Source organism: Aliamphritea spongicola (assembly GCF_017051665.1).
GTDB classification, from domain to species: domain Bacteria; phylum Pseudomonadota; class Gammaproteobacteria; order Pseudomonadales; family Balneatricaceae; genus Amphritea; species Amphritea spongicola.
The window spans coordinates 129,896-142,663 of the sequence record NZ_JAFIDL010000008.1 but is presented as its reverse complement, the minus strand read 5'-3'; the positions used below and the strand labels follow the sequence as shown (position 1 = coordinate 142,663).

Here is a 12,768-nt window from a genome sequence, read left to right as displayed (position 1 = left end):
GCTCAACAAACGCTATTCTTAATGATAAGTATTATCATTTAATCATTTTGCAATACTTTTAGCAACCATAATGTGTACCCGCCTTCATAACAAAAACGTTTAACGACAGAACTAAAGTATTACTACGGAGGAACCCGCCCTATGAGAACACAGTCCTACTGGCCTCACACGGCGGGCAATGCGAAAAACTAGGCGGGGTTATCCGTCTCTTTCTGCAGCGTCTCAATGTAGCTCAGCCAGTTGTTAGCACTGTCCTGAGCCGAAGGGTATTCACTGGCGTGCATAAAGCTCTCACGGGCCTTATCCAGCTGAGCATTATTCAGGCTTGCCATGCCCTGCATGATGTACAACTGGCCGGCATTATCCGGTGCCGCCGCAATGGCTTTACCTAATGCCTGATAAGCGGCCCGCCAGCGCCGTAACTGCATATTCACCTGTGCCAACTGCTGATACATGAGGGTACTATCTGTTCGTTCCGCCAGCATCTCCAGCAACGGCCGTGCGGCCTGATAATCTTTGGCTAACAGATAAGCCTGCACCAGCATCTTCTGGGTCTTTCGGTTATTCTTCAAGCGTTTTTCCGTCAGCGATTCGCGGATAATTTCCACCGCCCGTTGCGGCGACCCTTCCTGAATCAGCAGCTGCGCCAGCCAGCGTACATACTTATCACTTTGCAGAACCCCGTTAACATAGGCGCCGCGCAGGGTAACCAGTACCGATTTATCATCGTTCTGCTGCTGATAACCATAGGCCAGTTGCTGCCAGAAAAACGCATTTTCCGGCTGGCGGGTCACCAGTACTTTGAGCAAATCCGTTGCCTGCTTAAATTGCTTCAGACGCCAGTGGGCCACCAACTGGATCTGATACCAGGCATCCGGTGGTGAAGCATGCAACGCAATGGCCTGCCGGGCCGCAGGAATAACCTTCTGCCAGTCTTTCAGTGCACTGTAAGCCTGTGCCTGCATCAGATAATCATTGGCCCCGGGCTTACCGCCCGCCTGCTGCCAGGCAGAAAAATTCTTCAGGCTGCGCTGCCACTGTTCAGTCTGATAACTCAGTTGGGCAATGTTATGCAGCAATTGCAGCTGCCGCGGCTTTTCCAGCTGTTTAAGCTGATAGGCCTGACTGAACGCCTTCAGCGCCCCTGTATAGTTTTCCTGCGCGAGCCGTACTGCGCCGGACATATGCAATGCCTGCGCCCGGGCATAATCCGACAACTTCTCCGCTAACAGAGCGTTCACCTGCTTAAGCGCCTGGCTGTATGCACCGTTATTGTAAGACTCATGAACCGCCAGCAATTTTTTATACACAGCGGGCGACAGCGTCTTCGCCATAACCGGCGAAGTCATACCCAGTGTCAGACCGGCCATCAGAGCCAGTAACAGCATCCGTATTTTCATACACCTAACCTGTTTTCCCATAGCCGGCAGGTAACTGCCAGTTTCAGTTCAGATTACTTTTCTAACTTGAATTCAAATCGCTGCTGGATTCGATAACTACTGCCTGTTGGCGCATAACGCCAACCAAGCACTGCACGACGAACAGCCTTATCGAAGACTCTCTCAGGCTGGGACTCAACGATCCGGAAAGTATCCGGCAGCACATTTCCGCTGGCGTCCACCTCAAACTCTGCGACGACATAGCCTTCAGCTACGGACTGCAAATCTTGCTGCGCCAGCTTCACTGAATCTGGCATATGTGACGGCCGGGGCCGTACACCATTCAATGGGCTATTCTCCAGCGGTGTATTCTCCTGCTTATACGTCTGACTATAAGCACTATCTTTGTAAGACTCATGAACCGTCAGCAGTTTTTCATACATAACAGGTGACAGCGCCTTTGCCATTACCGGCGATGTCATACCCAATGTCAGACCGGCAATCAGAGCCAGTAACAACCTGCTTATTTTCAAGAGCTTAACCTGTATTTCAGCACCAGCGGGCAGGCGATCACCCAGCCTCCGGATTAATTTTGCATACTAAACTTAAACCGTTGCTGGGTACGGAAGGCACTGCCAGTCGGCGCATAACGCCAGCGCAGGACTGCACGACGAACCACCTTGTCGAAAACTTTCTTCGGTTTAGACTCTAAAACTTTGTAACTGTCAGTCACTATATTGCCGTTAGCATCCACTACAAATTCAACCAGCACATACCCTTCAATTCTGCGACGTCTGGCACGGCTGGGATAACTGGGCTCACCCCGTATTTCAGGTGCAGCAGATACATTCATCGGCAATTGGGCTGACATGGCAGAAGGTGCCACTACTGGTGTTGGCGGAGCATCCGTTGCCGGGGCAGGCGCCTGTACCGTTTCTACAGGCTCAGCCACTGGCTCCGGCTTAGCCGGCTTAGGCGGCGTCGGTTTAGCCACTTCCAGCTGATCCGTATGGGGGGATACTTTAAGTGCCATATCCAGATCAATTTCCGGCAAATCCAGCTTTACTGCCACCGGCTGAATGTCCAGCTGGGGCTTCAGATCCACTTCCGGCTGATCCGGCCGTTGCTGGGGTTGTGACAACTGCGGCGGTGTCAGGGCTTCCCGCTGGCGAACCTGCAACTCATCGTCGAACCGCAACTGCTGCATATTCAGTTTCAGGGTTTCCTGAATCACCTGTTCAACCGGCACACCGATACCTGCCAGCCGGGCCATCACCAGAAACAGCATCAGCGTGACCAGCAGCGCCAGAGGCACAAAGGCTATTTGCCTGACCATTAACCGTCTTCCCGGGTAGCCACCGCCACCTGTTCTATGCCCATCAGATTAATCACGTCCAGCACTTCAATTAACAATCCTGTGCCGGCTTCTTTATCCGCCTGAATCAGTACCCCGAGATTCGGCTCATCGGCCCGCAACCGTTCCAGTGCAGGACGTACCATGCGGATATCCAGTTGTTGTTTGTCCAGCCAGATCTCACCGTCTGCGGTAATCGCGATACGTGCCCCCTGAGCTTTCACCGGCTCAGCACTCTGTGCCTGCGGCCGGTTAATTTCGACCCCGGCATCACGGACAAAGGTGGTGGTCACAATGAAGAAAATCAACATGATGAAAACGATGTCGAGCATCGGGGTCATATCAATGCCGGATTCATCTTCCTGCATTTCAAAATTCGGTCGAACGGCCATCAGCAGCGGCTCCGCCAGTTATTACTTAAGATATTTAAACGTTGCCACTGTTGCTGGCTGTACCGCTTTAAACGGCCATAAAACAGCAGCCCGCTGACTGCCAGCACCATACCGGCCATGGTCGGCAGGGTTGCCTGAGCCACCCCGGCAGCCATCAGACGGGGGTTAGCCGCGCCCCGTAATGCCAGCACATCAAACAGCTGAATCATGCCAACGACCGTGCCCAGCAACCCCAGCAAAGGGCACAAGGCTATGAGGGTTTTAATCATTGCCAGTGAGGTCTGCAGGGCTACATTCGCTGCGCATTTCTGCTGTAAAAAGCTGCCGTAGCTGGTGGCGGTCTGGCAGCCCCGCAGCATCTGCGGGAAACTGCGCAACAGGAACCAGCAGCGTTCCAGCAACAGGGTCCAGAGCAACAGCGCCAGCGCCGCCAGAACCAGCAGGACCGGGCCGCCGGCCTGGAAGAACTCTTCCAGCACCAGCTGCATAAACTGTGTATCAGGCAGCATTGGCCGCCTCCGGATAATCTTCCGCTATAGCTTCCGGCTGCTGGGTTTCTTCACGCTCCACCAGAATCGCCAGGCTCTTCTGCTGCAGGAACTGCAGCGTACGGCGGGTACGGGAAAACAGATGGCTGTGACAGAACAGCAAAGGAATGGCGACACAGAGCCCCAGAACGGTGGTGATCAGCGCCTGAGAGATGCCTCCGGCCATCATCTTCGGATCACCGGTACCGAACAGGGTGATACTCTGGAAGGTGCCGATCATCCCGGTAACCGTCCCCAGCAGACCCAGCAGTGGCGCCACCGCCGCAATCAGCTTCAGGATTGCCAGCCCCTGTTCAAGCTTGGGCGTTTCTGCCAGCAGAGCAGAATCCAGCCGGACTTCCATATCTTCCCGGGTGCCGCCAGCCTGCGCTGCTAGCAACAAACGCCCCAGAGGGTTGTCTTTACGCGGGTTTTGTACCGTGGCCAGCTGCCGGCGAATCCGCAACCCGGTATAACTGCTGACCAGTAAACGCCAGAGCGCCACCAGCAAACCTATAATCCCCAGCCCGATAATCAGATAACCGACACCGCCGCCCTGCTCGATACGCGCCTGCAGCGTCGGCTTGAGTGACAGTAATTGCAGCAACCCGCCCCGGTTAGGATCTACCAGCAAGGTATCGCCTTCTCCGCGGACAAAGGCTGCCGCCTGCTCACGCACTGAGCTGTCCGGCTGACGGGCCAGCTGTTTCAGCCGGTCATCGGCATACACCAGAAATTCACCATCAGCGGTCACCGCATTAAACGCACCCACTCTGATCACTTCTGCGGTGCGGGTTTCACCACTGGTCATCACCACCGGTGCCTCAAACGCTTTAACCTGACCGCTGTAAATTAACTCCTGCTGGAACGTCTGCCAGAGCGCTTCCAGCTCATTGCGGGTCAGCACTTCCTGCTGACCACTGAACTCCAGCTGCTCCGCCCGGCCAGGCAATTCCGCGCTGACCAGCGAATCCATCAGCACTCCCTGTAAATCTTTGGCCTGTTGCTTCACCACACCAAAAATTTCACCCAGTTGCCCGGTCCGGTTCTTCAGCAGGTTTTGCTGCTCTGCCAGCAAAGCTTCCTGCTCATCAAACAGCGCTTTCAGTTCAGTCTGTCGCTGCTGGCTGGCGGCCAGCCGTGCTTCAGCCTGTTGCAGTAATGCCGCCTGCTCCTGGCTGGATCGACGGAAGGTAGCCAGCCGTTGCTGATCCGTTGCCTGCTCCCTGGCAACCCGGTCCTGAACAGTATTCAGCAACGCCTGCATATCCGCTTCTGCCGCGGATACATTAACCGTGCTGCTCAGCAGTAATACGGCCGCCAGTACACAACCCAGTTTCATGGCTGCACCTCCTGAGTGATTGCCGGTAAAGGTAAGGTCAGCAAATCCGGTACCACCTGTTGCCGGGCCAGCTGTATCGCCTTATGAACTGCAACATTCTGGCTGTCCGGCAGGCTGTCCCACTGGCCTGAGCCCGCATTCCAGATACCGCTTTCCTGACCGTCACGGGTCTGGTAGTACAGCGCTGTGCGCCCCAGACGGATAAAATTCACTTCCCGGCTGCCAGCGGCACCGATCAGTTCGCCACTGTAGGCTTCCAGGGTACGGCCATATTCCACTTCGGTCTGGTAGGCATTGAGTAACTGACGGTATTTTTCTGCCAGGCTGACATCCGCCCGGCTCAACAGGTTATCTAATCTTTGCAGACGTTCTTCACGTTCGCTTTGCAGGAACGGCAAATCCGCTTCTACAAAACGTCGCAGTCCTGCCTGCATCTGCTCCAGCAGCGGCAGAACCGTCAGCTCTGTCTGTTCCAGTGATGCCAGTTGCTGTTCTGTGCTGTTCAGTTCCTGCTGCTGGGCAGTGATCAGTTTTTCCAGCTGGCTGTTATAGGCATCCAGCAAATCAGCCTGACGCAGGGTATCCAGATACTGCTGATGATCAGCAATAATTTTGCTGTCCAGCGAATCAATTTGTTGTTGCTTGGCTACTGCCTGCTGTTGTGCATCAGCAAGGGTTTGCTGGGTTTTTTCCAGCGCCGCAGCACCGGAAACAGAGGACCAGAAACAGGCCATACCCGCTGAAAAAGCGAGCAGAAAATGACGAGATTTCATGACTGATTAATCTAAATGAGAATGATTGATCTTTAATTTAGCATACCAATAATACTAAATACCAGTACAAAACCATCACTGCCCGGCATTTAACCAGTCATAGCAAAGATAAGAGGATTGGCGGGCTGCAGCAGAACTGCTCAGCTTACAAACATGTTTATCCACAGTTTTTGTGTATAAACGTTTCTATGCAGACACTGACAGCGCCTGTCGGCTCAGGACGCATCAACCGTTTCAATATCGGTAAATTCTTCAGCCAGCTGACGGGCCTGTAACCGCAGCTGATGAATGAATGCATCTCTGGCAGGGCTTGCCACACTGGCTTTCGGATAGAGTAACCCGAAGGCCATCCAGCGCTTGGGGATAACAGGAACGGTCGCCACTTTAGCCGGGTCGGTGTTGGCCGCAACTAACTGATCAGCAATGGTGATTCCTGCACCGTCGGCCACCAACTGACAGGCCACCTGAGACGATGACACATCACACAGATGCCGGGGAACAATGCCCACCGCACTGAAAATATCATCCAGCTGCTCACGCAATAGTAAGCCACGCATCAGCCGGATAACCGGGTATTCCGCCAGATCTTCCGCCCGCAACTCATCACGCTGCGCCAGCGGATGGTCCACCGGGAGAATCGCCACCGGCCGTGCCCTGAGTAACACTTCGGTGTGAATATCCGGATGATCCACCGGCAGTGCCCCCACGCCGATATCGTATTCCCGGCCCACCAGCCACTCGCCGGCTTCCCGCCGGGCCCTTACATCCAGGCTGACATTGATATCCGGATACTGCTGCAAAAATGCAGCGACAGCAGGACACGCCAACCCCTGCGACACCCGGGGCATGGCAATTACCCGCAGGGTCTGGGTACGGCCTGCACGGATTTCCGCAACGATTCTGGGCACTTCATCAAGGTTATCGAGAATCCGGCCCGCTTCCCGGTAGAAGGCCATCCCTTCTTCCGTGGGAGTCAGATTCCGGCCGGTACGGTCAAACAGATCCAGCTTCAGTTCACCTTCCAGTGAAGTGATCAGACGGCTCACCGCCGGCTGACTGAGGTGCAGTTTCTCCGCAGCGGCTGCTAAAGAGCCACCGCTCAGGGTTGCCCTGAACGCACGTAACGCTTTGATATTCAAATTCCGCACCTCAACATTTTACTTATACGCAAATAAATTAAACATTTTTGCATTTTTAGTAAATGAATATTGCTGCTAATTTGATCAGTATAAGAAAAATAAGGAGACTCAATTATGCAACGCCGTTCCTTCTTCAAAAAGCTGGCCACCGGGCTGGCACTCACACTGGCAGCAGGCACATTTGCCACAGCCACTCAGGCTGCTGACTGGCCCAAGCGCCCGATTAACATCATCGTGCCTTATAAAGCCGGCGGCGGTACCGATGCCTATGCCCGTGCACTGGCGGCTGCCGCCAAAGACGTATTCAAAGTCCCGGTTGTGGTGGTGAACAAGCCCGGCTCCGGTGGTCTGAACGGTGCCAACTCAGCGGTGAATGCCAAGCCGGACGGATACACCTTTATGATGACTTCCGGCGGTTCTTTCCTGCTCTCAACCCTTACCCGCAAGACCAAACTGGATGCGCTGGAATCGTTCCAGTTTGTCGCCCAGATCGGCCTGCTGCAGACCTCTCTGATGGTGCCGGTAAACAGCCCTTTCAAAGACGTAGCTGATGTCATTGCTGCCGCAAAAGCCAACCCTGAAGATCTGCGCTGGGCCCATTCCGGCCGCGGCGGTTTCCACTTCGTTGGCGGTCTGGGTTTTATGCAGAAAAACGGCATTCAGGTACAGGATGTGCCATATAAAGGAGGCGGCCCGACCCGTGCTGCCCTGATCGGTGAACAGGCAGATTTTGGCTTCCTGGGAGTACAACAACTGGCCGGCTTCGAAGGCCAGCTCCGTGCACTGGCGGTCAACAGTGATGCCCGGGACGCCATCATGAAAGATGTGCCATCCTTTGGTGAGCTGGGCATTCCTTTTGCAGCAGTATCATCGCCGGTGATTGTATTCGCCCCACAGGGCACACCCGCTGATATTGTCAGCAAGATGGAAACTGCGCTGGAGACAATTGCCGCCAAACCGGAGTTTGCAGAATTGCTGATCAAACGGGGCACCGGCCCGGTTTATCAGACTGGCAGCAGCGCAAAAACCACGCTGACGGCCATGAAAGCAGACGCAGCCCCACTGGTCGAAGGCTTAGCTAAAAAGTAACGCCAGGCCTCTGAAACCGGAGCCTGAAAGGCTCCGGCACAACACATATCCACACTGATTTTCCGGGAAAGGTTATGGCCATTCGAAATATCTGTGAAGCACTGGTACTGGCATTGCTCAGTGCAGTTGCTGTCTGGGGTGCCCTGCAGGTACCCGATGCCTCTCCGGGAGAAACCTGGGCAGGTATTGTGCCTTTCGGCGCAGCTGTCGCACTGGGGGTGATTGCCGCCATCAGCCTGCTGGACGCACTGCGCAGTCATCGCGCTGACACCGCCGGGCAAAGCAATCAGGGTGCCCGGGATGTGATCATCCTGTTCATCATTGCGGTTCTCTACCAGCAATCCTTCAGCTGGTTTGGGTATCTGTTACCTACCGCAATTGTGGCGCCGGTAGCCCTCTATATGTTCGGCGTGCGTAGCCCGCTGGGGCTGGCACTGTCAGTGATACTGTGCCCACTGGCCTTCCACATCATTTTCTTTATGTTACTGGGCGTTTACCCACCGTACGGTGAAGTATTCGACCTGAACGAATTTATTCAGGGGTAAGTACTATGGAAATCTTTCCGGCCCTGCTCTCTGTGATCACAGACCCGATTCTGCTCGGTGCCATTTTACTGGCTGCGGTCGTCGGTATGGTGGTCGGCGCCACTCCGGGCCTGACCGCTTCCGCCGCCATTGCGATGCTGCTGCCAATCACCTTTCACATGCCGCCGCTGTTTGCCCTGGCGTTCCTCTACGTAATCGGTAAGTCCGGCCGCTATGGCGGTTCCATTGCCGCCATTTTGTTTAATACCCCGGGTACGGCCGCCTCTGCGGCCACCCAGATTGACGGTTATCCACTGGCCCGTGCCGGCAAAGCAGGTAAAGCCATGAAAGTGGCAACCATCTCTTCCGTTATCGGTGATTTCATGGGCGACATTATGCTGGTCGTCGGTGTCGGCTTCATTGCTGCACTGGCCCTGAAACTCGGCCCACCGGAAATCTTTGCCGTCTACTTTGCGGCCTTCGTAGTGATCGGTTCAGTGATCGGTAATTCCGTCCTCAAAGGGCTGGCTTCTGCCCTGCTGGGGATCATTATCGCCATGATCGGTATCGATCCCATTTCCGGCGAAGAACGCTACACCTTCGGCATGTTTGAGCTGTCCAACGGCATCGGTCTGGTGCCCCTGATGATCGGTGTGTTCGTACTGGGTGAAGTATTCGCCCAGATGGAAGAACGCCGTAATCACCCGGCGAAAATCAAAAGCAACGAAACCACTGACCCGGACGGTAATCAGCTCAGCTGGGAAGAATATAAACCCTGCCTGCCCCACGCCCTGCGTGGCGGGGTGATCGGCGCAGCCATTGGCGTGCTGCCCGGGCTGGGCTCAGCGATTGCGGCATTTATTTCTTACGGTGAAGGTAAGCGCCGCGCCAAAGATCCTGAGCAATGGGGGAAAGGAAAACTGGAAGGCGTTGCCGCGCCGGAAGCGGCTAACAATGCGGTATCCGGTCCGTCGATGGCGCCCTTGCTGACCCTGGGTATCCCCGGCTCAACCATTGGTGCGATCTTGCTCGGCGTGTTCCTGATCCACGGTATTCAGGTGGGGCCAACCCTGTTCCTGACCGATAAAGAACTGGTTTATCAGCTGTTCGCCTGCGGCATTCTGGGTATTTTTGCCTACGGTCTGATCGGGTATTTCGGTGCAACACGGGTCTCACGGATTATTCTCAAGATCCCGACCCAGGTGCTCTATCCACTGATCTTCCTGACTGCCTTCATTGCCGCCTTCTCAGCCCGCGGATCACTGTTCGATGTCACCGTGATGACCTGTGCAGGCTTTGCCGGCTGGCTGATGCGCAAATATGAATTCAATGTGGCGGCGTTTGTGATCTCGTTCGTACTGGCCAAAGGGGCTGAAGAAACCTTCCGCCAGGCCATGCTGATGTCTAAAGACGGCGCGATGATTTTCATCGAACGGCCCATTGCACTGGCATTCCTGATTCTGGGTGTCGCCGCCATTGCCCTGCGGGTGCGCAGCATTATGAAACAGCGGCGCAAAGTGAAGGGAGCGCTGGCCGATGCTTAACTGGGCGCTGTACGAATCCTGTTTTTCTACCCTGCACATGCGCCAGATATGGTCTGAAGAGGCCATGCTGAGCGCCTGGCTGAAGGTGGAACAAACTCTGGCCTGCTGTCAGGCGGATCAGGGGCTGATCCCTCCGGCAGTGGCTGAACAGCTGGCTGAGATTTCCGCCTGCCAGCTGAATGAACAAACTCTGCAGGACAAAATGCAGTTAGTCGGCCGACCGATTGTCGGGCTGGTTGAGCAATTGCGTCACTTGCTTGGCCCTGATCACGCCCCCTATGTGCACTATCTGGCCACCACACAGGACATCATGGATACCGCCACCATGCTGCAGATACAGCGGGGCATTACTGAAATCCAGCTGCAGCTTGAAGCCGTACTGATTCAGTTACAGCGACATGCACAGGAACAGCGGCATACCCGCATGCTTGGCCGGACCAACGGCCAGCATGCGGTGCCCCTGCAGTTCAGCACCAAGCTGGAAGTCTGGATTGCCGAGCTGAAACGTCGCCGGGATAATCTGCAGTACGCCACCAGCCACGGCCTGATGGTGCAGGTTGGCGGCCCGGTCGGTGACCTGTCTAAATACCCGGATAACTGCGGTCCAGCAGTTAAAGCTGCAATGGCAGATGCCCTGAATATGGGCTTTGCTGATCCCCACTGGCAAAACGCCCGGGACGGCATTGCCGATATCATCATGGCACTGGGCAGCCTCAGCGCCAGCCTGTGTAAGATTGCTCAGAATGTTAATTTGCTGGCGTCATCGGATATCGGTGAAGTCAGTGAAGGCCACCGGAATGGCCGCGGCGCATCCTCTTCCATGGCGCACAAGAAAAATCAGCGGGCGTCAGAATTTGCAGAGGCAACAGCCCGGCTGGCCCGTCAGCGGGCTGAACAGATCGGTGAACTGACCTTACATCAGCATGAACGCTCCGGCGGGGCGATGATCGGCGAGTGGCTGGTAATCCCGGAAGTATTTCTGCTCTGTTCAGGCGCACTGATGTGGACCGAACAGCTGTTCACCGGTCTGCAGGTGCACAGCGATGTCATGCAGCAGCATATTGAACAACAGGCGGCGTCTCTCTGACAGCACTGCGAATACCGTTCTTTAAAGGCCTGCCACTGTTCCCTGGCAGGCCTTTTTTTATGTATTCCTCAATCTGGGTAATTATCTTTTCAAAAACCGGAATTGATTCAGCGCCAATGCTGGCGGTTAAAAAATGACCTGCTATAATTCCCAGCCTTCAGATGAGAGAACCGGCTGTCCCCGTCTGAATTTACCTTTTAAAAAATTAAGCCTCAGAGAGAGGCCACTGTAAGCACACAGTGAACCGACTGGCATCAGTCAAGGATGAAACATGTACGCCCGCGACCCGCAACAGCACGCTGTTGAAACGCACACCAGCCCAAGCAACACCACCAACCAGAATTCCGGCAGCACTGACCTGGCGATCAACACCAGCGACAGTTCTGTCTATCAGCTCAGCTGTGACTAATCCCACAGCCCTGATACAGAAATGCCGTCTTTATGACGGCATTTTTGTATCGGTAACTGACAGAAAGATCAGGGCCTGCCCCGCTTAAAATCCGCTGACGGTGTCCCTTTAAAGCAACGGGGTATTACCGGCCAGCTATTGGTCAGAAAATACGCATAGGTACCCTGCGGATACTCAGGCGTTACCGCATAACGGCCGTTACACTCATCCAGATCCCCCTGCCCTTTGACGAATTCATAATCCGCAGTAAAGGTTCCGTCGTAATGACCACCAGGGTTACTGCCGCCCGATGGCCGGTGGCCCGCTTTAACACGGTAGCCGGATTGCAGTTCACGGATATCACCGGAGGTGCCGTTTGCATATCCGTACAGGGCATAAATCGGGAAGCCATCTGCAGCCCAGCCAATCTGTGGCGAATGTTGTCGGGAACGGACATTCAGCCCCGCCAGTAACAGGCTGGGCAAACCATGATAATGATAGGCTCCACTGGGCTGAACATGGGCATGGTTCTCATCCAGCCCCAGCGCTACAGCGCCGGATAACGCTTCATACTGCCAGCCACTGCTCCGGTCGCCCCGGTACCACTCAGCTGCACCCGGGTCGAAAGGCACACCGTTTACACTGATGCCGAAATCTCCGAGCGTCAGCGGCGTAACACGGTTACTGAGTGTTGGATTCACAGGCACCCGTAAACGGTATGACTGCGTTTCAATCGAGTGAGGATTACCCCGGTTCGGAAAGGCACCGGTATTATGATCTGAAATACCATTGGCGATCAGTACACGGTTGTTGCCCTCAACTTTCACGGTCATCCGATTAGCCGTGATTGGCGGTGTATCTGCTGCCACCAGGTGCAAGTCCCCATCCGACTGAACTACCGTATGCTGCCGGGTCCCCCGCCCGTCACCGCCACGGGGCGACTGCTGGCTGTGATCCGACATACCACCCTGCATGCGGCCACCTGCACGGTTTCCCTGATGACCGCCTGCTGGCATACAGACCAGTCGGCTCTCTCTGGGCGGCATTCCACAACTGCCCCGTAACTCCCCCTTTGGCGTCTGCATCCGGCAAGCGCTGCCTGCAGTGCTGTTTTGGCAGGCCTCAAAAGCCGCCTGGGGCGGACGGGCCTGAGCACTGTGTCCGGCTGCCAACAATAACGCCGCCGGTAACATCAATAAGGCTTTCATTGGTGAACTCCGTTGCAAAGGA

The 12,768-nt window shown here is 55.1% G+C and carries 14 protein-coding genes; 5 read left to right on the top strand and 9 right to left on the bottom strand.

Features of this window, described 5'->3' with window-relative positions; all coding sequences use genetic code 11:
* Positions 1 to 188 precede the first annotated feature (188 nt).
* From JYB63_RS19370 to JYB63_RS19335, 8 genes are all read right to left on the bottom strand, one after another.
* Positions 189 to 1,400 carry a tetratricopeptide repeat protein gene (locus JYB63_RS19370; protein ID WP_205659575.1) on the bottom strand — a complete coding sequence of 404 codons (1,212 nt, stop codon included), beginning with the start codon at positions 1,398 to 1,400 and terminating at the stop codon, positions 189 to 191.
* 53 nt (positions 1,401 to 1,453) lie between these two features.
* Positions 1,454 to 1,912, bottom strand: coding sequence for a TonB family protein (locus tag JYB63_RS19365; protein WP_205659574.1), 459 nt, complete (start codon positions 1,910 to 1,912; stop codon positions 1,454 to 1,456).
* A 53-nt stretch (positions 1,913 to 1,965) separates the two neighbouring features.
* Entirely contained in the window at positions 1,966 to 2,715 is a 750-nt protein-coding gene (locus tag JYB63_RS19360; protein WP_205659573.1) for an energy transducer TonB, read from the bottom strand.
* Complete coding sequence (locus JYB63_RS19355; protein WP_205659572.1) at positions 2,715 to 3,125, bottom strand: ExbD/TolR family protein; 411 nt, start codon at positions 3,123 to 3,125, stop codon at positions 2,715 to 2,717. Before JYB63_RS19355 ends, JYB63_RS19360 begins: the two co-directional genes overlap by 1 nt.
* Positions 3,125 to 3,634 (bottom strand): MotA/TolQ/ExbB proton channel family protein, encoded by a 510-nt coding sequence (locus JYB63_RS19350; protein ID WP_205659571.1) that lies wholly within the window; start codon positions 3,632 to 3,634, stop codon positions 3,125 to 3,127. The genes JYB63_RS19355 and JYB63_RS19350 overlap by 1 nt, the downstream gene beginning before the upstream one ends.
* The gene (locus tag JYB63_RS19345; protein ID WP_205659570.1) at positions 3,624 to 4,994 is read right to left on the bottom strand and encodes a MotA/TolQ/ExbB proton channel family protein; all 1,371 of its coding nucleotides are present in this window, start codon (positions 4,992 to 4,994) and stop codon (positions 3,624 to 3,626) included. The genes JYB63_RS19350 and JYB63_RS19345 overlap by 11 nt, the downstream gene beginning before the upstream one ends.
* Positions 4,991 to 5,767: a DUF3450 domain-containing protein gene (locus tag JYB63_RS19340; protein ID WP_205659569.1), complete on the bottom strand. Its 777-nt coding sequence runs from the start codon at positions 5,765 to 5,767 to the stop codon at positions 4,991 to 4,993. Before JYB63_RS19340 ends, JYB63_RS19345 begins: the two co-directional genes overlap by 4 nt.
* A gap of 215 nt (positions 5,768 to 5,982) precedes the next feature.
* Positions 5,983 to 6,906: a LysR family transcriptional regulator gene (locus JYB63_RS19335; protein ID WP_205659568.1), complete on the bottom strand. Its 924-nt coding sequence runs from the start codon at positions 6,904 to 6,906 to the stop codon at positions 5,983 to 5,985.
* 114 nt (positions 6,907 to 7,020) lie between these two features.
* On the opposite strand from JYB63_RS19335, the gene JYB63_RS19330 reads away from it, so the two are divergent.
* The 5 genes from JYB63_RS19330 to JYB63_RS19310 all read left to right on the top strand — a co-directional run bounded on the left by JYB63_RS19330 (position 7,021) and on the right by JYB63_RS19310 (position 11,559).
* Complete coding sequence (locus JYB63_RS19330) at positions 7,021 to 7,995, top strand: Bug family tripartite tricarboxylate transporter substrate binding protein (RefSeq protein ID WP_205659567.1); 975 nt, start codon at positions 7,021 to 7,023, stop codon at positions 7,993 to 7,995.
* Positions 7,996 to 8,069: 74 nt separating this feature from the next.
* Positions 8,070 to 8,540: a tripartite tricarboxylate transporter TctB family protein gene (locus tag JYB63_RS19325; RefSeq protein ID WP_205659566.1), complete on the top strand. Its 471-nt coding sequence runs from the start codon at positions 8,070 to 8,072 to the stop codon at positions 8,538 to 8,540.
* Between the two features lie 5 nt (positions 8,541 to 8,545).
* Complete coding sequence (locus tag JYB63_RS19320) at positions 8,546 to 10,063, top strand: tripartite tricarboxylate transporter permease (protein WP_205659565.1); 1,518 nt, start codon at positions 8,546 to 8,548, stop codon at positions 10,061 to 10,063.
* Complete coding sequence (locus JYB63_RS19315) at positions 10,056 to 11,150, top strand: lyase family protein (protein ID WP_205659564.1); 1,095 nt, start codon at positions 10,056 to 10,058, stop codon at positions 11,148 to 11,150. Before JYB63_RS19320 ends, JYB63_RS19315 begins: the two co-directional genes overlap by 8 nt.
* Before the next feature lie 271 nt (positions 11,151 to 11,421).
* Positions 11,422 to 11,559 (top strand): hypothetical protein, encoded by a 138-nt coding sequence (locus JYB63_RS19310; RefSeq protein ID WP_205659563.1) that lies wholly within the window; start codon positions 11,422 to 11,424, stop codon positions 11,557 to 11,559.
* A 68-nt stretch (positions 11,560 to 11,627) separates the two neighbouring features.
* Here the strand turns inward: JYB63_RS19310 and JYB63_RS19305 are convergent, their stop codons facing one another.
* A complete protein-coding gene (locus JYB63_RS19305) occupies positions 11,628 to 12,746 on the bottom strand; it encodes a YHYH protein (protein ID WP_205659562.1) in 1,119 nt (372 codons plus the stop codon).
* Between the last annotated feature and the right edge of the window lie 22 nt (positions 12,747 to 12,768).

Bases quoted from the DNA above. Each gene is read 5' to 3' on its own strand.
- JYB63_RS19370 (WP_205659575.1), bottom strand. From the start codon at position 1,400: ATGAAAATACGGATGCTGTTACTGGCTCTGATGGCCGGTCTGACACTG.
- JYB63_RS19360 (WP_205659573.1), bottom strand. From the start codon at position 2,715: ATGGTCAGGCAAATAGCCTTTGTGCCTCTGGCGCTGCTGGTCACGCTG.
- JYB63_RS19355 (WP_205659572.1), bottom strand. From the start codon at position 3,125: ATGGCCGTTCGACCGAATTTTGAAATGCAGGAAGATGAATCCGGCATT.
- JYB63_RS19350 (WP_205659571.1), bottom strand. From the start codon at position 3,634: ATGCTGCCTGATACACAGTTTATGCAGCTGGTGCTGGAAGAGTTCTTC.
- JYB63_RS19345 (WP_205659570.1), bottom strand. From the start codon at position 4,994: ATGAAACTGGGTTGTGTACTGGCGGCCGTATTACTGCTGAGCAGCACG.
- JYB63_RS19340 (WP_205659569.1), bottom strand. From the start codon at position 5,767: ATGAAATCTCGTCATTTTCTGCTCGCTTTTTCAGCGGGTATGGCCTGT.
- JYB63_RS19330 (WP_205659567.1), top strand. From the start codon at position 7,021: ATGCAACGCCGTTCCTTCTTCAAAAAGCTGGCCACCGGGCTGGCACTC.
- JYB63_RS19325 (WP_205659566.1), top strand. From the start codon at position 8,070: ATGGCCATTCGAAATATCTGTGAAGCACTGGTACTGGCATTGCTCAGT.
- JYB63_RS19320 (WP_205659565.1), top strand. From the start codon at position 8,546: ATGGAAATCTTTCCGGCCCTGCTCTCTGTGATCACAGACCCGATTCTG.
- JYB63_RS19315 (WP_205659564.1), top strand. From the start codon at position 10,056: ATGCTTAACTGGGCGCTGTACGAATCCTGTTTTTCTACCCTGCACATG.
- JYB63_RS19310 (WP_205659563.1), top strand. From the start codon at position 11,422: ATGTACGCCCGCGACCCGCAACAGCACGCTGTTGAAACGCACACCAGC.
- JYB63_RS19305 (WP_205659562.1), bottom strand. From the start codon at position 12,746: ATGAAAGCCTTATTGATGTTACCGGCGGCGTTATTGTTGGCAGCCGGA.